At 71.0% G+C, this 18,951-nt stretch carries 20 protein-coding genes and 5 tRNA genes; 9 read left to right on the plus strand and 16 right to left on the minus strand.

Features of this window, described 5'->3' with window-relative positions:
* Positions 1–66 precede the first annotated feature (66 nt).
* Together ACZ60X_RS20995 and ACZ60X_RS21000 are read right to left on the minus strand one after the other, a co-directional pair.
* Positions 67–1,077: an NAD(P)H-dependent glycerol-3-phosphate dehydrogenase gene (locus ACZ60X_RS20995; protein WP_469600461.1), complete on the minus strand. Its 1,011-nt coding sequence runs from the start codon at positions 1,075–1,077 to the stop codon at positions 67–69.
* Positions 1,074–1,844, minus strand: a complete 771-nt coding sequence (locus ACZ60X_RS21000) for a lysophospholipid acyltransferase family protein (protein ID WP_469600463.1) — start codon at positions 1,842–1,844, stop codon at positions 1,074–1,076. The genes ACZ60X_RS20995 and ACZ60X_RS21000 overlap by 4 nt, the downstream gene beginning before the upstream one ends.
* Positions 1,845–1,998: 154 nt before the next feature.
* On the opposite strand from ACZ60X_RS21000, the gene cofC reads away from it, so the two are divergent.
* The gene (cofC, locus tag ACZ60X_RS21005; RefSeq protein WP_469600466.1) at positions 1,999–2,634 is read left to right on the plus strand and encodes a 2-phospho-L-lactate guanylyltransferase; all 636 of its coding nucleotides are present in this window, start codon (positions 1,999–2,001) and stop codon (positions 2,632–2,634) included.
* A gap of 10 nt (positions 2,635–2,644) precedes the next feature.
* On the plus strand, positions 2,645–2,848 hold the full coding sequence (locus tag ACZ60X_RS21010; RefSeq protein ID WP_469600469.1) for a hypothetical protein: 204 nt from the start codon (positions 2,645–2,647) through the stop codon (positions 2,846–2,848).
* Positions 2,849–2,918: 70 nt separating this feature from the next.
* On the opposite strand, the gene ACZ60X_RS21015 is transcribed toward ACZ60X_RS21010, so the two are convergent.
* From ACZ60X_RS21015 to leuC, 4 genes are all read right to left on the minus strand, one after another.
* Positions 2,919–3,575 carry an HU family DNA-binding protein gene (locus ACZ60X_RS21015; RefSeq protein WP_469600471.1) on the minus strand — a complete coding sequence of 219 codons (657 nt, stop codon included), beginning with the start codon at positions 3,573–3,575 and terminating at the stop codon, positions 2,919–2,921.
* Between the two features lie 136 nt (positions 3,576–3,711).
* A complete protein-coding gene (locus tag ACZ60X_RS21020; RefSeq protein ID WP_158925195.1) occupies positions 3,712–3,942 on the minus strand; it encodes an SCO5555 family protein in 231 nt (76 codons plus the stop codon).
* A gap of 241 nt (positions 3,943–4,183) precedes the next feature.
* A complete protein-coding gene (leuD, locus tag ACZ60X_RS21025) occupies positions 4,184–4,777 on the minus strand; it encodes a 3-isopropylmalate dehydratase small subunit (RefSeq protein ID WP_469600473.1) in 594 nt (197 codons plus the stop codon).
* Positions 4,778–4,783: 6 nt separating this feature from the next.
* Positions 4,784–6,208, minus strand: coding sequence for a 3-isopropylmalate dehydratase large subunit (gene leuC, locus ACZ60X_RS21030; protein ID WP_469600475.1), 1,425 nt, complete (start codon positions 6,206–6,208; stop codon positions 4,784–4,786).
* 210 nt (positions 6,209–6,418) lie between these two features.
* Between leuC and ndgR the strand changes: the two genes are divergently transcribed.
* Positions 6,419–7,135, plus strand: a complete 717-nt coding sequence (ndgR, locus tag ACZ60X_RS21035) for an IclR family transcriptional regulator NdgR (protein WP_009320373.1) — start codon at positions 6,419–6,421, stop codon at positions 7,133–7,135.
* Between the two features lie 77 nt (positions 7,136–7,212).
* Here the strand turns inward: ndgR and ACZ60X_RS21040 are convergent, their stop codons facing one another.
* Positions 7,213–7,722, minus strand: coding sequence for a DUF4188 domain-containing protein (locus ACZ60X_RS21040; protein ID WP_469600478.1), 510 nt, complete (start codon positions 7,720–7,722; stop codon positions 7,213–7,215).
* Positions 7,723–7,805: 83 nt separating this feature from the next.
* Here ACZ60X_RS21040 and ACZ60X_RS21045 point away from each other — a divergent pair, with 83 nt between their 5' ends.
* Positions 7,806–8,450 carry a MerR family transcriptional regulator gene (locus tag ACZ60X_RS21045; protein WP_469600481.1) on the plus strand — a complete coding sequence of 215 codons (645 nt, stop codon included), beginning with the start codon at positions 7,806–7,808 and terminating at the stop codon, positions 8,448–8,450.
* 54 nt (positions 8,451–8,504) lie between these two features.
* Here the strand turns inward: ACZ60X_RS21045 and ACZ60X_RS21050 are convergent.
* From ACZ60X_RS21050 to ACZ60X_RS21075, 6 genes are all read right to left on the minus strand, one after another.
* A tRNA-Glu gene (locus ACZ60X_RS21050) sits at positions 8,505–8,577 on the minus strand.
* 28 nt (positions 8,578–8,605) lie between these two features.
* A tRNA-Gln gene (locus tag ACZ60X_RS21055) sits at positions 8,606–8,677 on the minus strand.
* A 21-nt stretch (positions 8,678–8,698) separates the two neighbouring features.
* Positions 8,699–8,771, minus strand: a tRNA-Glu gene (locus tag ACZ60X_RS21060).
* Positions 8,772–8,800: 29 nt separating this feature from the next.
* A tRNA-Glu gene (locus tag ACZ60X_RS21065) sits at positions 8,801–8,873 on the minus strand.
* Between the two features lie 21 nt (positions 8,874–8,894).
* A tRNA-Gln gene (locus tag ACZ60X_RS21070) sits at positions 8,895–8,966 on the minus strand.
* A 90-nt stretch (positions 8,967–9,056) separates the two neighbouring features.
* Entirely contained in the window at positions 9,057–9,803 is a 747-nt protein-coding gene (locus tag ACZ60X_RS21075) for an HAD family hydrolase (protein WP_469600484.1), read from the minus strand.
* 41 nt (positions 9,804–9,844) lie between these two features.
* On the opposite strand from ACZ60X_RS21075, the gene ACZ60X_RS21080 reads away from it, so the two are divergent.
* Positions 9,845–10,129: a type II toxin-antitoxin system RelE family toxin gene (locus ACZ60X_RS21080; protein ID WP_469600486.1), complete on the plus strand. Its 285-nt coding sequence runs from the start codon at positions 9,845–9,847 to the stop codon at positions 10,127–10,129.
* Between the two features lie 60 nt (positions 10,130–10,189).
* On the opposite strand, the gene gltX is transcribed toward ACZ60X_RS21080, so the two are convergent.
* The 3 genes from gltX to ACZ60X_RS21095 form a co-directional block, all read right to left on the minus strand.
* Positions 10,190–11,710 (minus strand): glutamate--tRNA ligase, encoded by a 1,521-nt coding sequence (gene gltX / locus ACZ60X_RS21085; protein ID WP_469600489.1) that lies wholly within the window; start codon positions 11,708–11,710, stop codon positions 10,190–10,192.
* Positions 11,703–12,488 (minus strand): fumarylacetoacetate hydrolase family protein, encoded by a 786-nt coding sequence (locus tag ACZ60X_RS21090; RefSeq protein WP_469600491.1) that lies wholly within the window; start codon positions 12,486–12,488, stop codon positions 11,703–11,705. Before ACZ60X_RS21090 ends, gltX begins: the two co-directional genes overlap by 8 nt.
* A 140-nt stretch (positions 12,489–12,628) precedes the next feature.
* Complete coding sequence (locus tag ACZ60X_RS21095; RefSeq protein WP_469600493.1) at positions 12,629–12,817, minus strand: hypothetical protein; 189 nt, start codon at positions 12,815–12,817, stop codon at positions 12,629–12,631.
* Positions 12,818–13,390: 573 nt separating this feature from the next.
* On the opposite strand from ACZ60X_RS21095, the gene ACZ60X_RS21100 reads away from it, so the two are divergent.
* The 4 genes from ACZ60X_RS21100 to ACZ60X_RS21115 all read left to right on the plus strand — a co-directional run bounded on the left by ACZ60X_RS21100 (position 13,391) and on the right by ACZ60X_RS21115 (position 18,821).
* Positions 13,391–17,332 carry a sensor histidine kinase gene (locus ACZ60X_RS21100; RefSeq protein ID WP_469600495.1) on the plus strand — a complete coding sequence of 1,314 codons (3,942 nt, stop codon included), beginning with the start codon at positions 13,391–13,393 and terminating at the stop codon, positions 17,330–17,332.
* A gap of 9 nt (positions 17,333–17,341) precedes the next feature.
* A complete protein-coding gene (locus tag ACZ60X_RS21105; RefSeq protein WP_023546525.1) occupies positions 17,342–17,755 on the plus strand; it encodes a roadblock/LC7 domain-containing protein in 414 nt (137 codons plus the stop codon).
* A 111-nt stretch (positions 17,756–17,866) separates the two neighbouring features.
* A complete protein-coding gene (locus ACZ60X_RS21110) occupies positions 17,867–18,265 on the plus strand; it encodes a DUF742 domain-containing protein (protein WP_009190816.1) in 399 nt (132 codons plus the stop codon).
* Entirely contained in the window at positions 18,246–18,821 is a 576-nt protein-coding gene (locus ACZ60X_RS21115; RefSeq protein ID WP_067004841.1) for a GTP-binding protein, read from the plus strand. The genes ACZ60X_RS21110 and ACZ60X_RS21115 overlap by 20 nt, the downstream gene beginning before the upstream one ends.
* The last annotated feature ends 130 nt before the right edge of the window (positions 18,822–18,951 follow it).

Below are 18,951 nucleotides of genomic sequence, written 5' to 3' on the forward strand. Positions count from 1 at the left end.
AGCGTCGACTCCGCCTGGGAACGGACAAAGTCCCGGACGGGAACGGACAGAGGCGAGCGGGTTCGCTCAGCGTCGCTCGGGCTTCGCGCTGCGCGACATCAGCTCCTTGACGGCGGTCACGGGCGACTTGCCCTCGTGCACGATGGCGACGACCGTCTCGGTGATGGGCATGTCGACGCCGTGCCGGCGGGCCAGATCCAGCACGGACTCGCAGGACTTGACGCCCTCGGCGGTCTGCTTGGTGACCGCGATGGTCTCCGCGAGGCTCATCCCCTTGCCGAGGTTGAAGCCGAAGGTGTGGTTGCGCGAGAGCGACGAGGAGCAGGTGGCGACCAGGTCACCGAGGCCCGCGAGGCCGGAGAAGGTCAGCGGGTCGGCGCCGAGCGCGACCCCGAGCCGCGCGGTCTCGGCGAGCCCGCGCGTGATGAGCGAGCCCTTGGCGTTGTCGCCGAGGCCCATGCCGTCCGCGATGCCGACGGCGAGCCCGATGACGTTCTTCACGGCACCGCCCAGCTCGCAGCCCACCACGTCGGTCTCGGTGTAGGGCCGGAAGTACGGCGTGTGGCAGGCGGCCTGCAGGCGCCGGGCGACGGCCTCGTCGGCACAGGCCACGACGGCTGCGGCGGGCATCCGGGCGGCGATCTCCCGGGCCAGGTTGGGCCCGGTGACGACGGCGATGCGCTCGGGGCCGACCTTGGCGACGTCCTGGACGACCTCGCTCATCCGCATGGCGGAGCCGAGTTCGACGCCCTTCATCAGGGAGACGAGCACGGTGTCCGGGGCGAGCAGCGGGGCCCACTCGGCGAGGTTCTCGCGCAGGGTCTGGGAGGGCACGGACAGGACCGTGAAGTCGGCGCCGGCGAGGGCCTCGGCGGGGTCGGTCGTCGCCCGGACGTTCTCGGGGAGTTCGACGCCCGGCAGGTAGTCGGGGTTGGTACGGGTGGTGTTGATCGCCTCGGCGACCTCGGCGCGCCGGGCCCACAGGGTGACCTCGCACCCGGCGTCGGCGAGCACGATCGCGAAGGCCGTGCCCCACGAACCGGCGCTGAAGACCGCCGTCTTGACCGCCTTGCTCACTTGCCCTGCCCCTCCGGTTCCTTGCCCTGCGTCTGCGCCTGGGTGCGGCGCCGCTGCTCGATCCGCTCGCGGCGCGGGTCGTAGGGCGTCTCCGGCGCCTTCTCGCCGCGGATCTCCTCCAGCAGGCGGGTGATGGCCGCCATGATGACCTCGGTGGCCTCCTTCAGCACCTCCGGCGTCATCTCCTTGCCGTAGAAGCGCGAGAGATCCACGGGCGGCCCCGCGAGCACGTGATGGGTCTTGCGCGGGAAGAGGTCCGGTTTCCTGGCGTACGGCGGCAGCAGTTCGTTGGCGCCCCACTGGGCGACCGGGACGACCGGGCACTTGGTCTGCAGGGCCACGCGCGCGGCGCCCGTCTTGCCGGTCATGGGCCAGCCGTTCGGGTCGCGGGTGAGGGTGCCCTCGGGGTAGAAGGCGACGCACTCGCCGCGCTCCACGGCGTCGATCGCGGCCCGGAAGGCGCTGAGCGCGTCGGTGGACTCGCGGTAGACGGGGATCTGCCCGGTACCGCGCATGGCGGCGCCGACGAATCCCTTCTTGAAAAGCCCGCTCTTCGCCAGGAATCGCGGAACCCGCCCGGTGTTGTACTGATAGTGCGCGTACGCGAAGGGGTCCACGTGGGAATTGTGGTTCACCGCGGTGATAAATCCGCCCTCGGCCGGAATGTGCTCCATTCCGCGCCAGTCCCGCTTGATCAGAACCACCAGCGGCGGTTTGCAGATCACCGCGGCGAAGCGGTACCAGAAGCCGATTCTGCGGCGGGGCACAAGGACACCTTCCTCTAGGACGCCACCCCCGGCGGGGGGCCGCACAAGTGTCGCCCCGGGCCGCCGGTCTGTCGAGGACACCGTACGCCCCGGCCCCCGTGTCCCCGCAGGGGCCGGGCGACAATGGGCGCGACGAGAGAGGGGCGGTACGCCGGTGCAGTGGACCTTGGTCATCCCCCTGAAGCCCCTGGCGCGGGCCAAGAGCAGGCTGTCGGACACGGCCGCGGACGGGGTGCGCCCGGGGCTGGCCCTCGCGTTCGCGCAGGACACCGTGGCCGCGGCGCTCGGCTGCGAGGCGGTGGCGGGTGTGGCGGTCGTCACGGACGACGAACGGGCCGGGCGCGAGCTGGCGGCGCTGGGCGCCCGCATCGTGCCGGACACCCCGGCGGACGGCCTGAACGCCGCTCTGGCGCACGGTGCGGCGGCGGTACGCGCAATGCGCCCCGGCGGCGCCGTCGCGGCCCTGAACGCCGATCTGCCGGCGCTGCGGTCACGGGAACTGGCACGGGTCCTGGACGCCGCGGCGCTTTTCCCGCGCGCATTCCTCGCGGACGCGGCGGGGATCGGCACGACGTTGCTGGCGGCGGCGCCGGAACAGGAATTGCGGCCGGCATTCGGTATCGATTCCCGCGCCCGGCACCGGGCTTCGGGCGCGACGGAACTGACGCTGGCGGAGGTGGATTCCGTACGGCAGGACGTGGACACCGGGGACGATCTGCGGGCGGCGCTGGCGCTGGGGGTCGGGCGCTACTCGGCGGCCGCCGCGGCGGGTTTGCCGATCGCCCCGTAGGCTGAAGTCCATGCAGGCCACCGCATACACCTACGACCCCGAGACCCGCAGCGGACAGGTGCTGCTCGACGACGGCACCCCGGTGCCGTACGACACGGCGGCGTTCGACGCGGGGGGCCTGCGGCTGCTGCGCCCCGGGCAGCGCGTACGGATCGAGACCGAGGGCGAGGGCGAGGCCCTGCGGATCACGCTCGTCACCCTGCAGACGCTGTGACCGCCCCCGCACACGCCGCGGGCCGGACTCCCGAGGGAGTCCGGCCCGGCGCGTGAGTGCCCTGGTGGACTTACGACGTCGCCTTGCGGGCGGCGGTCTTCTTCGCCGTGGTCTTGCGGGCCGTCGACTTCTTGGCCGGCGCCTTCTTCGCGGTGACCTTCTTCGCCGGGGCCTTCTTGGCCGTCGCCTTCTTGGCGGTGGTCTTCTTCGCCGCGGTGGTCTTGGCGGCCGTCGTGGTCTTCTTGGCGGGCGCCTTCTTCGCGGCCGCCTTCTTCGCGGCGGCGGCGGTGGTGGTCTTCTTCGCCGGAGCCGCCTTCTTGGCCGTGGTCTTCTTCGCGGCCGCCTTGGTGGTCTTCTTCGCGGCGGCCTTCTTGACCGTCACGGAAGCACCGCCGGTCAGGCTGCCCTTGGGCGCCTTCTTGACGGCGACCTCGCCGCCGCGCGGCAGCTTCTTCGAGCCGCTGACCAGGTCCTTGAAGCCCTGACCGGCGCGGAAGCGCGGCACGGAGGTCTTCTTGACCCGAACCCGCTCGCCCGTCTGGGGGTTGCGGGCGTAACGGGCGGGGCGGTCCACCTTCTCGAAGGACCCGAAGCCGGTGACCGAGACCCGCTCGCCCGCGACGACCGCGCGGACGATGGCGTCCAGGACATGATCGACAGCATCGGCAGCCTGCTGGCGGCCACCCATCTTGTCGGCAATCGCTTCTACGAGCTGCGCCTTGTTCACGTCTTCCCCTTCGGAGACATCGCCAGAACGAAAGTGTTCAAGCTTTTTCGCACGTTAGGCAGATATATACCGCAAATCAAACACGAAACGGGCTTATCACCCTTGTGCCGCAACGGATTCGGCGCTCCCGGGCTGTTCAGCGGTCCTCTTCGGGGATCCGTCCCTCGTCGAGGTCCGCGTTGAACCGCTCGAGCCGCCTCGCCGCAGCGGCGAGATCGTGTTTGGCCGCGGCCGTAATGACCAGCAGCTTCCGGGTCAGCGCCATCCGTACGCCCTCCGGGACTTGCAGTGCGCGCACCCTTGCGTGCGCTTCCTTGAGTTGGTTCGCGACCGCCGCATAGAGCTGGAGTTGGCCGTCGTGTTCCATGCACAGATTGTGCCATCTGGGGCGAGTTGTCGCCTGCGCAGGGGGCAACTGCCGCCTCAAATGGCCTTCCAGGCACTTGCGGAGGGCGCGATCACTGCACTCACCTACCCGGTCAACGCCCTGTCTAACGTGGGAAGTTGAGCAGACCGTAAGAATCCCGCAGGTCGGTCCGGGGCCGGACATGGCTGTACCCCCAATCGTGGCGATCGGGGGTACAGAGGGGGTGTTGCGGTGGCCGAAATCAGCCCTGGAGCGTGCGCGGCTTGTAGCCCGGCCGCTTGGCCTCGTAGGCGGCGATGTCGGTCTCGTTCTGCAGCGTGATGGAGATGTCGTCCAGGCCGTTCAGCAGCCGCCAGCGGGAGTTCTCGTCCAGCTCGAAGGAGGCGGTGACGCCCTCGGCTCGCACCTCACGGCTCTCCAGGTCGACGGTGATCTCGGCCGTGGGATCGGCCTCGGTCAGCTCCCACAGCGCGTCCACGACCTTCTGGTCCAGGACCACCGTGAGCAGGCCGTTCTTCAGCGAGTTGCCCCGGAAGATGTCCGCGAAGCGGGCGGAGATCACGGCCTTGAAGCCGTAGTTCTGCAGCGCCCAGACGGCGTGCTCACGGGAGGAGCCGGTGCCGAAGTCGGGGCCGGCGACCAGGACGGTCGCGCCCTGCCGCTCGGGGCGGTTGAGGACGAACTCGGGGTCCTTGCGCCAGGCCTCGAACAGCCCGTCCTCGAACCCGTCCCGGGTCACCTTCTTGAGCCAGTGAGCAGGGATGATCTGGTCCGTGTCGACGTTGCTGCGGCGCAGCGGCACGGCCCGGCCGGTGTGCGTGGTGAAGGCTTCCATGATTTCTCAGACTCCAGCGGGCGTGACGACGTCGGTCAGGTCGGCCGGGGAGGCCAGGTGGCCCAGGACGGCGGTGGCCGCCGCGACCTGCGGCGACACCAGGTGCGTACGACCGCCCTTGCCCTGCCGGCCCTCGAAGTTGCGGTTGGAGGTGGACGCGGAGCGCTCACCGGGGGCCAGCTGGTCGGGGTTCATGCCGAGGCACATCGAGCAGCCCGCGTGCCGCCATTCGGCGCCGGCCTCCTTGAAGACCACGTCCAGGCCCTCGGAGACGGCCTGCAGACCCACGCGCGCGGAGCCCGGGACGACCAGCATCCGTACGCCGTCGGCGACTTTGCGGCTGCGCAGGATGTCGGCGGCGGCGCGCAGGTCCTCGATGCGGCCGTTGGTGCAGGAGCCTACGAAGACGGTGTCCACCTTGATGGTGCGCAGCGGCTGGCCGACCTCCAACCCCATGTATTCCAGGGCCTTTTCGGCGGCGAGGCGCTCCGAGGCGTCTTCGTACGAAGCCGGGTCGGGGACGGACGCCGAAAGCGGCGCGCCCTGGCCGGGGTTGGTGCCCCAGGTGACGAACGGGGACAGCTCGGCGGCGTTGATGACGACCTCGGCGTCGAAGACCGCGTCCTCGTCGGTGCGCAGCGTCTTCCAGTACTCCACCGCGGCGTCCCAGTCGGCGCCCTCGGGAGCGTGCGGGCGGCCCTTGAGGTAGGCGAAGGTGGTCTCGTCGGGGGCGATCATGCCCGCGCGGGCGCCGGCCTCGATCGACATGTTGCAGATCGTCATCCGGGCCTCCATCGAGAGCTTCTCGATGGCGGAGCCGCGGTACTCCAGGACGTAGCCCTGGCCGCCGCCCGTACCGATCTTCGCGATGATCGCCAGGATCAGGTCCTTGGCGGTGACGCCCTCGGGCAGCTCGCCCTCGACGGTGATCGCCATGGTCTTCGGGCGGGCCATCGGCAGCGTCTGGGTGGCCAGCACGTGCTCGACCTGCGAGGTGCCGATGCCGAACGCCAGCGCGCCGAAGGCGCCGTGGGTGGAGGTGTGCGAGTCGCCGCAGACGACGGTCGTGCCCGGCTGGGTCAGGCCCAGCTGCGGGCCCACCACGTGGACGACGCCCTGCTCGACGTCGCCGAGCGGGTGCAGGCGCACGCCGAACTCGGCGCAGTTCTTGCGCAGCGTCTCCAGCTGGGCGCGGGAGACCGGGTCGGCGATGGGCTTGTCGATGTCGAGGGTGGGGGTGTTGTGGTCCTCGGTCGCGATGGTGAGGTCGAGGCGGCGCACCCGGCGGCCGCTCTTGCGCAGCCCGTCGAAGGCCTGCGGGCTGGTCACCTCGTGCAGCAGGTGCAGATCGATGTAGAGGAGGTCGGGCTCGCCCTCGGCGCGCCGGACGACATGGTCGTCCCAGACCTTCTCCGCGAGTGTCCTACCCATCGCTTTCCCTCCGGCCGGCAAACGTGCGCCGGCCCAACTAGAGATCTTGGGGATGCGGCGGCTGCCCTTCTTGGGGGCCCCTGAAAGTCGTGATTCCGGGCGTCCGCCACCGGGCCCGTTGGTCCGCGGGCCGCCTGTGTGATTCCAGGGTGGCGCGTTCCACGGAAAATTGAACTTGCGTTTCACAGAGTGAGACGTGAGTATCGTTGCATGGACAACAGTAGCGGCGTCGGCGTTCTGGACAAGGCGGCCCTCGTCCTGAGCGCTCTGGAGTCCGGTCCGGCCACCCTCGCGGGTCTGGTCGGGGCCACCGGACTGGCACGACCCACGGCCCACCGCCTGGCCGTGGCCCTGGAACACCACCGCATGGTGGCACGCGACATGCAGGGCCGTTTCATTCTCGGCCCGCGCCTCGCGGAACTGGCGGCGGCGGCCGGCGAGGACCGCCTGCTCGCCACGGCCGGCCCGGTGCTCACTCACCTGCGCGATGTCACCGGCGAGAGCGCGCAGCTCTACCGGCGCCAGGGCGACATGCGCATCTGCGTGGCCGCGGCGGAGCGCCTGTCCGGCCTGCGGGACACCGTCCCGGTGGGCTCCACGCTCACGATGAAGGCCGGCTCCTCGGCGCAGATCCTGATGGCCTGGGAGGAGCCGGAGCGCCTGCACCGGGGCCTGCAGGGCGCCCGCTTCACGGCGACGGCCCTGTCGGGCGTACGGCGCCGGGGCTGGGCCCAGTCGATCGGCGAGCGGGAGCCGGGCGTGGCGTCCGTCTCCGCGCCCGTGCGCGGCCCCTCCAACCGCGTGGTGGCCGCGGTGTCCGTCTCCGGCCCGATCGAGCGCCTGACGCGCCATCCCGGCCGTATGCACGCCCAGGCCGTCATCGACGCCGCGGCGCGCCTGTCGGAGGCCCTGCGCCGCTCGGGCTGAGCGGGAGCCGTACGGAACGCCGAGGGGGGCCTGCCTCAACGCCGCGGCAGGCCCCCCTCGCTCCCCCGTCCCCCGGGTCAGCCGGTCTGCTCGGCCACCGGCGCCTGCCGCGAGCGGTAGGCGAACCGGTCCTTCGCGTACCGGCCCCGCTTCTCCAGCGGGATCTGCCCGTGCGCGGCCGCCAGCCCGAACGCGGGCATGTCGCCGTAGATCGCCTCGTACGACCCCTCCGGCACGACGTACGTCTCGTGCCAGATGCCGACCTGTCCGCGCAGCTTCCCGGCCCGTTCCTTGCGGTTGAGGCGCGCCCAGGCCGTGTGGTGGAAGGCGTCCGGCGCGGTCGCGTAGCCGTACAGCTTCTCCTTGGACTCCCAGTACTGCACGACGTAGTACGTGCGCGGCGAGGCCGTCAGCAGGACGTGGCCGAGCAGCCCCCGCCCCGGTTCCTTCCGCAGGTCCCGCAGCATGCGGAGCATGGCGAGCATCACCGGAAGCCACAGGTGCACCGCCCAGAAGCGGTTGATGCGCATGCCGATCAGCAGGACGACGACCTCGCCCTTCGCGTCAGCGGTCGTACGGGTCACCATGACCACGTCCCCCTCGTTGGTGAGCCAAGCTATCCAATGGGCGATGATTGGATAGTGCCCCTATCCGAGAGAGAGCGCAAGAGATGCGACTGGCCGAGCTGAGCGAGCGCAGTGGCGTGGCCACGGCGACGATCAAGTACTACCTGCGCGAAGGGCTGTTGCCGCCGGGCCGCCAGATCAACGCGAGGACGGCCGAGTACGACGAGGAGCATCTGCGCCGGCTGCGCCTGGTGCGGGCGATGATCCAGGTGGGCCGGGTGCCGGTGGCGAAGGTGCGCGAGGTGCTCGGGCACGTGGACGACGACTCGCTCGGCCGCACGATCCGCGTGGGCGCGGCGCTGTGGGCGCTGCCGCAGCTGCCGGAGCCGGACGAGGACGACGAGGACGTCCGGGCCGCGCACGAGGAGGTGGACGCGCTCCTGGACCGGCTCGGCTGGCGGAACGCCCAGCAGCTCACGACCATCTCGCCCGCGTACCGCTCACTGGTGGTCGCGGTGGCCGCGTTCCGCCGGCTCGGCTACGACTGGGGGGCCGAACAGATCGCGCCCTACGCCGAGTTGATGCACCGGACCGCCGTCCTCGACCTCGACAACATGGAGACGCACCCGTCGGAGGCGGAGCGGGTCGAGTTCGCGGTCCTCGGGGCGATCCTCAACGAGCCGCTGCTGCAGGCGCTGCACCGGCTGGCCCAGGAGGAGGAGACGGCGCGGCGGTACGGCTTCGAGTGAGCCGGCGCCGGGCACGACGAAGGCCCTCCGCCGAAGCGGAGGGCCTTCCTCCTGTACCCCCGACCGGATTCGAACCGGCGCTACCGCCTTGAGAGGGCGGCGTGCTAGGCCGCTACACAACGGGGGCGTGGACACTGCGTTTCCGCAGGTCCGAGCTGGTCTACCTGGACTCGAACCAAGACTAACTGAACCAGAATCAGTCGTGCTGCCAATTACACCATAGACCAATGATGGTTTAGACCAGTCAGTACCCCCGACCGGATTCGAACCGGCGCTACCGCCTTGAGAGGGCGGCGTGCTAGGCCGCTACACAACGGGGGCCCTAGCGATCCCGACAAGATCGAGATCAGTACCCCCGACCGGATTCGAACCGGCGCTACTGCCTTGAGAGGGCAGCGTGCTAGGCCGCTACACAACGGGGGCTTTGCAGATAAGCTCTGCGAGCTGGCCTACCTGGACTCGAACCAAGACTAACTGAACCAGAATCAGTCGTGCTGCCAATTACACCATAGGCCACTGGAACTCAAGCCCCTGCGGGGTTCTCGTTCTAGCGTGCTCCTCGGGGCTCCGGCCTTTCGGCCCGCTCCCCTCGGCGCAGGAAGAACATTACCCGAAGGTGGACGGGGCTCCAAAACGGGTATCCGCGCGGACGAGCGCCGGGAGTTCGGCGAGGCTCGTGATCCGGTGCGCGAGGATCTCCCCGGCGGCCTCCGCGCCGGCCCGTACGCAGGCCGCCGCGCGGTCGATCCACACCGACACCAGCCCGGCCTCGGCGGCGCCCCGGCCGTCGATCTCCGGGTGGTCGCCGACGTACGCCACCTCGTGCGGCGGCAGCCCCAGGGCCTCGCAGACGGCCAGGAAGGCCTCCGCCCGCGGCTTGGAGACGCCCAGCTCGGCGGCGCACAGGACGGCCTCGAAGCGGTCGAGGATGCCGAGGGTGCGCAGCTTGGGCTCCTGGACCGTGAGGCTGGAGTTGGACAGCACCGCGTGCCGGTGAGTGGCGGAGAGCGCCTCCAAGGCGGGCAGGACGTCCGGGAAGAGGCTCCAGGCGGCCTCGTAGTGCCGTATGTACCGCTGGAACCAGGCGTCGCACTCGGCGTCGGTCAGCGCGTCCCGTCCGAGGAACACGCGCACGCGGTCGCGCCGCTGGTCCTGGAAGCCGCGCTCCCCCGCCGCGAACCGCGCCCACTGCTGGTCGGTGACCTCCCGCCACCGCGCCAGCGCCTCCTCGACGCCGCCGTACCCCTCGAGCAGCCCCTCGGCCACCAGATGCGCCCGCATGCCCCGCCGGTCCGCGGTCGTGTAGTCGAAGAGGGTGTCGTCCACGTCCCAGACCACGGCTCTGATCGTCATGGCACCGACGGTACCGCCGAACGGCTGACACGCTGAGGGCTATGAACGAGTACCGCGTCCAGTTCACCGTCGAGGCCCGTGCGACGTACGACGCCCTGCCCGCAGAGCGCCGGGCACAGTTGGACAGGGCCGTACGCATACTGGCGCGCGACCCGTTCCGGAAGACGTCGGCCGCACAGCTGGGGCCCGACGAGCATCTGCGTAGGGCGTACGTCGCGCCGGGCGTCATGCTGGAGTACAGGGTGGCCGGCGCGATCATGGTCATCGTCGTACTGGAGATCTTTGACGAGAACCACTACTTGATCGACGAAGCCGACGCCCGGTGACCGACGCGGCAGGGGCGGCAGCCGGAGATCCGGTTGCCGCCCCTGTCGCCTGCGGGTCGGTCAGGCGGTGAGCTTCGCCAGCGCCGCGTCGATCCGCGCCAGCGTCTTGTCCTTGCCCAGGACTTCCAGGGACTCGAAGAGCGGCAGTCCGACGGTGCGGCCGGTGACGGCGACGCGGACCGGGGCCTGGGCCTTGCCGAGCTTGAGGCCGTGGGCCTCGCCGGCCGCCAGGACGGCCTCCTTCAGGGACTCCGGGGACGTCCAGTCCGCGGACTGAAGCTTCTCGCGGACCGTGCGCAGGAGGGCGTCGGAGCCTTCCTTCATCGCCTTCGTCCACGACGGCTCGTCGAAGACGGGCTCCGCCAGGAACAGGAAGTCGACGTTGTCGGTGATCTCCGACAGGACCTTCAGGCGGGTCTGCGCGTGCGGGGCGATCGCCTCCCACTTGACCTCGTCGAAGGCCTCCGGCGCCCAGGGCGCGAAGGGCGCCTGGAGCCAGGGGCGGCAGCGCTCCGTGAAGTCCTTCACGGGCAGCATGCGGATGTGGTCGGCGTTGATCGCCTCGCACTTCTTCAGGTCGAAGCGCGCCGGGTTGGGGTTCACGTCCGAGATGTCGAAGGCGGCGACCATCTCCTCGATCGAGAAGATGTCCTTGTCCGCGGAGAGCGACCAGCCCAGCAGGGACAGGTAGTTGAGCAGGCCCTCGGGCAGGAAGCCCTGCTCCCGGTAGAGGTTCAGCGACGACTGCGGGTCACGCTTCGAGAGCTTCTTGTTGCCCTCGCCCATCACGTAGGGGAGATGGCCGAACGCGGGGACGCCCTTGGCGATGCCCAGCTCCGTCAGCGCCTTGTAGAGCGCGATCTGGCGCGGGGTGGAGGAGAGCAGGTCCTCGCCGCGCAGGACGTGGGTGATCTCCATCAGGGCGTCGTCGACCGGGTTGACCAGCGTGTACAGCGGGGCGCCGTTGGCGCGGACGATGCCGTAGTCCGGCACGTTCTCCGGTGTGAAGGTCAGTTCGCCGCGGACCAGGTCGGTGAAGGTGATCGTCTCGTCCGGCATCCGGAAGCGGACGATCGGGGTGCGGCCCTGGGCCTGGTACTCCTCGACCTGCTCGGCGCTCAGGTCGCGGCAGTGGCCGTCGTAGCCGGAAGGCTTGCCGGCGGCGCGGGCGGCCTCGCGGCGGGTGTCCAGCTCCTCCTGGGAGCAGTAGCAGTGGTAGGCGTGGCCGGCGTCCAGGAGCCTGCGCGCGACGTCGGCGTAGATGTCCATGCGCTGCGACTGGCGGTACGGCGCGTGCGGGCCGCCGACCTCCGGGCCCTCGTCCCAGTCGAAGCCGAGCCAGCGCATCGCGTCGAGGAGCTGGTTGTACGACTCCTCCGAGTCGCGGGCCGCGTCGGTGTCCTCGATGCGGAAGACCAGGGTGCCCTGGTGGTGCCGGGCGAACGCCCAGTTGAACAGGGCGGTGCGGACCAGGCCCACGTGGGGGTTGCCGGTGGGCGAGGGGCAGAAACGGACGCGTACGGGTCGGGGTGCCCCCTGCTCGGGCGAAGCCGAGGGCTTGGGGGAGGGTGCGCTAGCCACGCTTGACAACCTTGTTGGTGAGTGTGCCGATGCCTTCGATGGTGACGGCGACCTCGTCGCCGACGTTCAGGGGGCCGACCCCCGCGGGGGTGCCGGTGAGGATGACGTCGCCGGGGAGCAGGGTCATGGCCTCGGAGAGGTTGACGACCAGGTCCTCGATGGGGTGGATCATCTCGCTGGTACGGCCGAGCTGGCGCTGTTCGCCGTTGACCGTGAGCTGGACCGTGAGGTCGTTCGCGCGCTCCAGGTCGAGGTCCGTCTCCACCCAGGGGCCGAGCGGGCAGGAGCTGTCGAAGCCCTTGGCCCGGGCCCACTGCTTTTCACGCTTCTGCACGTCGCGCGCGGTGACGTCGTTGGCGCAGGTGTAGCCGAAGATCACGTCCTTGACGCGCTCGCGCGGGACCTCGCGGCACATGCGGCCGATCACGACGGCCAGCTCGGCCTCGTGGTGCAGTTCCTCGGAGAAGGAGGGGTACTGGATGTCGTCCCCGGGGCCGATCACCGAGGTGGACGGCTTGAAGAAGGCGAAGGGCGCCTCGGGCACCTCGTTGCCCAGCTCGCGCGCGTGGTCGGCGTAGTTGCGGCCGAAGGCCACGACCTTGTTGGGGAGCACCGGCGGGAGCAGTCTGACCTTGCTCAGCGGCACCTTCGTACCGGACAGCTCGTAGTCCGCGAACGGGATGCCCTTGATGATGTCGAGGACGAGTTCGTCCTGCTTGTCGCCCTCGACCGCGCCGAAGGCGACGTTCCCGTCGATGGAGAACCTGGCGATGCGCACGGGATCCTTGCGCCCCTCAACTAGAACCGGCGTACTGTCGTCCCAGGTTAACCGGTCGGTGTGCCGCAATCCGCCCGAAATAGCGGTCCGCCGAATTCCGGGCGCCCCGGAATTCGGCGGAACAGGTGAGCGCCGGTCGGCTACTGTGCGGCTGCCGCCGGAGCCGGGACGTCCATGAGGACGGTGCGCCTGGGGTTGGCCGTCTGGGTGGGGAGGTCGACGGAGTGCTCCGGCAGCTCGGGGGTCTGCAGCTCGCCGGCGTCCTTGAGATGCGCCAGGGTCGTGCGCCGCGGGTTTGCGATCTTGTGGAACATCATCGTCGTCTTCACCGTTGTCGTCCTGTGCCCTCTGGTCGAGTGGGTTGGCAGAGTCGCCCCTCTTGTAAAGCGTCAGGCTAAACATCCGATTCCCCACCGATGGCGCCAACTGCCCCCGGGGGGCGTGTGAGTTTGCTCACGACCTCGCGGACAAACGAGTCAAAACGCGCCAGCAATCCGCCCCGACGAAACGGACATTGACCCCCTGAAGCCATCATTCCGCTCCTGATCATGGCGACTGGGACACCTGGCACCGACCGGCGACTCGCCGGGATACGCCCGATATGCACGGGATAGGCTTCCACGGCAGGTGACGTGGCGCTCACAGCATGTCACCGAGGTCACGGCTCGGCCCACGGCCCTTGTTGGAGATCCGGCACTGTGCTGGAATTCCACGGACCGCCGCAGGATCGAGCCGGCGCACAGGGGGCGCGACGCAGCGCCGAGTGGCGGGCGAGAACAGGGGGGAACCAGCGCCGGTCACTCAAGACCATCGGGGGGCGTATTCAGGGCGCTCTCCACGACGCCGACACCGTGTCCCTCCGTTCGCGCGGAGGGGTGCCTGGTCCAGAGGTTGCGACGCTAGTGCAGGGACGTTTCAAGAGGGATGGCAGCGCTTCGGCGGAGCCGGAGCCGCACGACGGGACTGCTCCCATGAAGGGCGGCTCCTCCCCCCAGCACGCCCAGAACCCGGGCCCGGCCCCGTCCGGCGACGGCGGTGAGCGCGGCGGCCGGCCCGGCGCGTCGGGCCCGACCTCCTCGACCGCCTCCCCCGGCGGCGCCGCGGCCACCACGCCGACCGTGAAGCCCGCCAAGGGCTCCGCCGGTCCCGGCTCACGCATGGCCCTGCGCAACTGGCGCATCTCCACGCGCCTGGTCTCCCTGCTCGCCCTCCCCGTGGTCGCGGCGACCTCGCTGGGCGCGCTGCGCATCGACCAGAACATCAACGACATCCAGCAGCTCGACAACATGAAGCTGCTGACGGACATGACCAAGCAGGCCACGGAACTGGCCGCCGCGCTCCAGGAGGAGCGCGACCAGTCCGCCGGTCCCCTGTCGCACGGCCTGAAGGCGACCGACTACACGGTCAAGGGCTACCAGCAGAAGACCGACCAGGCCCGCGAGAACTTCCTCAACGCCTCCGAGCAGATCGACGCGGCCAGCAAGGACGGCCAGCTGCAGGGCGTCCGCGACGCGCTCGTCGGCCTCGCCAACCAGCTGGACGACCTGGCCAAGATCCGCCGCTCCGCCTACCAGGCGCAGGGCAACTCGACCCAGACCATCGAGTCCTACCACCGCCTGATCACCCAGCTGATCTCGCTGTCCCAGGACATGGCCGAGGCGTCCAGCAACCCGGAGATGATCTCCCGCACCCGCGCCCTGGCGGCCTTCTCCACCGCCAAGGAGTACGCCTCCGTGGAGCGCGCCACGATCGCCGCCGCGCTGCCCGCGAACACCGCCTCCAAGGGCGACCTCACCGAGAACGACCGCCTCTACGGCCAGTCCGCGTACGGGAGCGAGAACTCCGAGCTGGCGATCTTCCGCAAGATCTACGCCAGCCAGAACGCCGAGGAACTGCTCAAGCCGATCGACGCGGGCAACCCGACGATCGAGGCCGCCGACACCTACGCCAAGCGCGCCTTCGAGTCCCCCAACGGCATGCAGCAGCTGCCGGCGCGGTCGTACCGCGACTGGGTGGACGACAGCTCGACCAAGATCGACCAGATGAAGAAGATCGAGCACACGCTGCTCGAGGAGATGGAGCAGAAGGCCCGCGAGCTGAAGAGCGCCACCCAGCAGGACGCCATCATCTCCGGTGCGCTGATCCTGCTCGTGCTCGGCGTGTCGCTGGTCGGCGCGTTCGTCGTGGCCCGCTCCATGATCCGCTCGCTGCGCCGGCTGCAGGAGACCGCGACCAAGGTCGCCCAGGACCGTCTGCCCGAGCTGGTCAAGCAGCTGTCGGAGTCCGACCCGCAGGACGTCGACACCTCCGTGGAGTCCGTCGGTGTGCACTCGCGGGACGAGATCGGCCAGGTGGCCGCGGCCTTCGACGACGTCCACCGCGAGGCGGTCCGCCTCGCCGCCGAGCAGGCCCTGCTGCGGGGCAACGTCAACGCGATGTTCACCAACCTCTCGCGCCGCTCCCAGGGCCTGATCCAGCGCCAGCTGTCGCTCATCTCCGAACTGGAGTCCCGCGAGGCCGACCCGGACCAGCTGTCCTCGCTGTTCAAGCTCGACCACCTCGCCACGCGTATGCGCCGTAACGGCGAGAACCTCCTCGTCCTCGCCGGTGAGGAGCCCGGCCGGCGCTGGACCCGCCCGGTCCCGCTGGTCGACGTGCTCCGCGCCGCCGCCTCCGAGGTGGAGCAGTACGAGCGCATCGAGCTGGCCTCCGTGCCCACCACCGAGGTCGCCGGCCGCGTCGTCAACGACCTCGTGCACCTGCTCGCCGAGCTGCTGGAGAACGCGACCTCGTTCTCCTCGCCGCAGACCAAGGTCAAGGTCACCGGTCACGCGCTGCCCGACGGCCGGGTCCTGATCGAGATCCACGACACGGGCATCGGCCTGTCCCCCGAGGACCTCGCGGCGATCAACGAGCGGCTCGCCTCGCCGCCCACCGTGGACGTCTCCGTCTCCCGCCGCATGGGCCTGTTCGTGGTCGGCCGGCTGTCCCAGCGGCACGGCATCCGCATCCAGCTGCGCCCGTCCGACTCCGGTGGTACGACCGCGCTGGTCATGCTGCCCGTGGACGTCGCCCAGGGCGGCAAGAAGCCCGCTCCGGGCAAGCCGGGCGGACCCGGCGGCAGCGGTGGCCCCGCCGCCGCGCAGGCCGCCGCGGGCGCTGCCGCGGCCCGGCGGCAGGCCGGCAACGCGGGCGGCGGCGCCCCGGCCGGTGGCGGGCTGCTCGGTGCCGGTCCGGCTCCGCGCGGCCAGGTCGGTGCCGGCCAGGGTCCCCGGGCCGCGCTGCCCGGCGCGGGCCAGGGCGGTCGTCCCGGTGCGCCGGGCGGTGCGCGTGGCCCCCAGGGTGGTCCCGGCGGTGCAGGTGCGTTCGGCGGCCCCGGTGGTCCGCAGCAGGGCCGGCCGGCCCCCGCCGGTTCCGGTGCCGGTGACTTCTTCGGTGGTCAGACGCCGGGCGCCCCGCAGAACCTCCAGGCCGCGAACCCGGCCGGGCCGCAGGCGGACGCCTTCGGCGGCCGCGGCCCGCGGCGCCCCGGCGCCCCCGCCGAGCAGGGCCGGCAGCCCCAGCTGCCGCCGCGCGGCGGGCCGCGGGCCGAACTGCCCGGCGGCGACGCCCCGTCGCGCACCCCGGGCTGGGCCGACAACCGTCCCCCGCTGTCGCGTGCCTCGCTGGACACCCCGCGCGGCCACGACGAGCAGGGCCCGGCGCACACCGCGCGCATGCCGCGCGTCGACGACCGCCAGGGCCCCGGCTCGACGGCGGAGATACCGGCGATACCCGCGTTCGACGACCAGGGTCCCTCCGCCACGGGCGAGTTCCCGCGCGCCGAGCTGAACGGCTTCGACAGCACCCCGCACACGGGCCAGTTCCCCCGGCCCGACGCCCCCCAGCAGACCGGGCAGTTCGCCCGCCCGGACAGCCCCCAGCAGACCGGCGAGTTCCCGCGCCCGGACATCGCGCAGCAGACCGGCCAGTTCGCCCGTCCCGAGGCTCCGCAGCTGCCGGGCCGGTTCGACGGTGCCGGCGCTCCCGGCTCCCCCGCCGCTCATGGCGGGCACGACGGTCAGCAGGACTCGGGGCAGTACGTCCGTTCCGACGTCTTCGGCGCCCCGGCGCCCGCGCGGCCTGACGACAGCGCGCGGGACACCGGCCGGTTCACGGCTCCGCAGGCCTACGAGGGCGGTTTCGACGCCGCTTCCACCGGCCAGCACGCCCTGCCCGGACGGCAGAACCCGGCCCACACCGGACAGTTCGAGCGCCCGCAGCCGCCCGCCCGCGACGACTTCGGCGCCCCGCGCCCGCCGGCCCCGCAGCCGCAGCCGCCGCGCCCGGTGCAGCGCGAGCCGGAGGCGCTGCCGCCGGCCAGCGGCCCCCTGGACGGCCGTACCCCGCTGTACGACACGCTGGAGACCAACTGGTTCCACGGCGGTCCGCAGGAGGGCGCGGCCGCGGCAGCGCAGCCGCAGGCACCCGCGCCCGCGCCCCGGCGCGGTGCGAACGGCAGCGGCGCGAACGGAAACGGCGGTAACGGCAGTGGCGGCGGCTCGGCCACCGGCTCCTGGCGCACCTCGCCCAACGACGACCTCGTCCGGCAGGCCGAGCGCGTCCGGCAGCCCGCCTCCGGCGGTGTCACCACCTCCGGCCTGCCGCGCCGGGTGCCCCGGGCGAACCTCGTACCGGGCACGGCTCAGCAGCAACAGCACCAGGCCGGTCCGCAGGTGTCGCGTGCGCCTGACGACGTACGCGGACGGCTGACCAATCTCCGTCGGGGTATCGCTCAGGGCCGTCAGGCCGGCAGCGGCCAGACCGGCAGCTACCCGAGCCCCACTCACCAGCAGGAGCGTTAGTTGAGTCCGATGAGCCAGGCGGCACAGAACCTGAACTGGTTGATCACCAACTTCGTGGACAACACCCCCGGGGTGTCGCACACGGTGGTGGTCTCCGCCGACGGCCTTCTGCTGGCGATGTCCGAAGGCTTCCCCCGGGACCGCGCCGACCAGCTCGCGGCCGTCGCCTCCGGGCTGACCTCGCTGACCGCCGGGGCGTCCCGGATCTTCGAGGGCGGCACCGTGGCGCAGACGGTCGTCGAGATGGAGCGGGGGTTCCTGTTCCTGATGTCCGTCTCGGACGGGTCGTCCCTCGCGGTCCTGGCCCACCCCGAGTGCGACATCGGTCTCGTCGGCTACGAGATGGCCCTGCTCGTCGACCGCGCAGGGGCGGTACTCACCCCGGACCTGCGCGCCGAACTCCAAGGCAGTCTGCTGCACTGACCGCCCCCGGCACCACCCACCTCACCAAACCACCGTCCGGCCGCCACAATCCCCCCACCGGCCCCGTCAGACGGCACGACTGACCGACTTGCTGTCCCGCCCGGAGGATTCATGACCCCGCCCACCGCCCATCACGATCCGTACGCGGAACCGTACGGGGACGAGGGCGACCAGCCGCTGGTCCGTCCGTACGCGATGACCGGCGGCCGGACGCGGCCGCGCTATCAGCTCGCCATAGAGGCGCTGATCAGCACCACGGCCGACCCGGCAGCGCTCATGGGGCTGCTCCCGGAGCACCAGCGCATCTGCCACCTGTGCCGTGAGGTCAAGTCGGTCGCGGAGGTCTCCGCGCTGCTGGCCATGCCGCTCGGGGTGGCCCGGATCCTGGTCGCCGACCTCGCCGAGGCCGGCCTGGTCGCCATCCACCAGCCAGGTGGCGACGAGAACAACGGCGGCGCTCCGGACGTGACGCTGCTCGAAAGGGTGCTCAGTGGACTTCGCAAGCTCTGACGCGGGCCGGGCCACCACCTCGGCGAAGATCGTGGTGGCGGGCGGCTTCGGCGTGGGCAAGACCACGTTCGTCGGCGCCGTATCGGAGATCAACCCGCTGCGCACAGAGGCCGTCATGACGTCCGCTTCGGCCGGGATCGACGACCTCACCCACACCGGGGACAAGACCACCACCACGGTGGCCATGGACTTCGGCCGCATCACCCTCGACCAGGACCTGATCCTCTACCTCTTCGGTACGCCGGGCCAGGACCGCTTCTGGTTCATGTGGGACGACCTGGTACGCGGCGCGATCGGCGCGGTGGTGCTCGTGGACACCCGGCGCCTCGCCGACTGCTTCCCGGCCGTCGACTACTTCGAGAACTCCGGCCTGCCCTTCGTCGTCGCGCTCAACGGCTTCGACGGCCAGCAGCCGTACCAGCCCGAGGAGGTGCGCGAGGCCCTGCAGATCGGGCCCGACACCCCGATCATCACGACCGACGCCCGCCACCGCGCGGACGCCAAGAGTGCGCTGATCACGCTGGTCGAGCACGCGCTGATGGCGCGCCTGCGGTAGCCCGCGCGCACGTCAGCCCACGCATACATGGTCAAGTACGACGTGCCGTACGGCAGTTGTCGTAACCGGGCCCGAGAGCGATCCGGAGCCGACTGTGGCCTTTGACACGGTCGGCTCCGGTGTTCATAAC

The organism is Streptomyces sp. NPDC104106 (genome assembly GCF_055584345.1).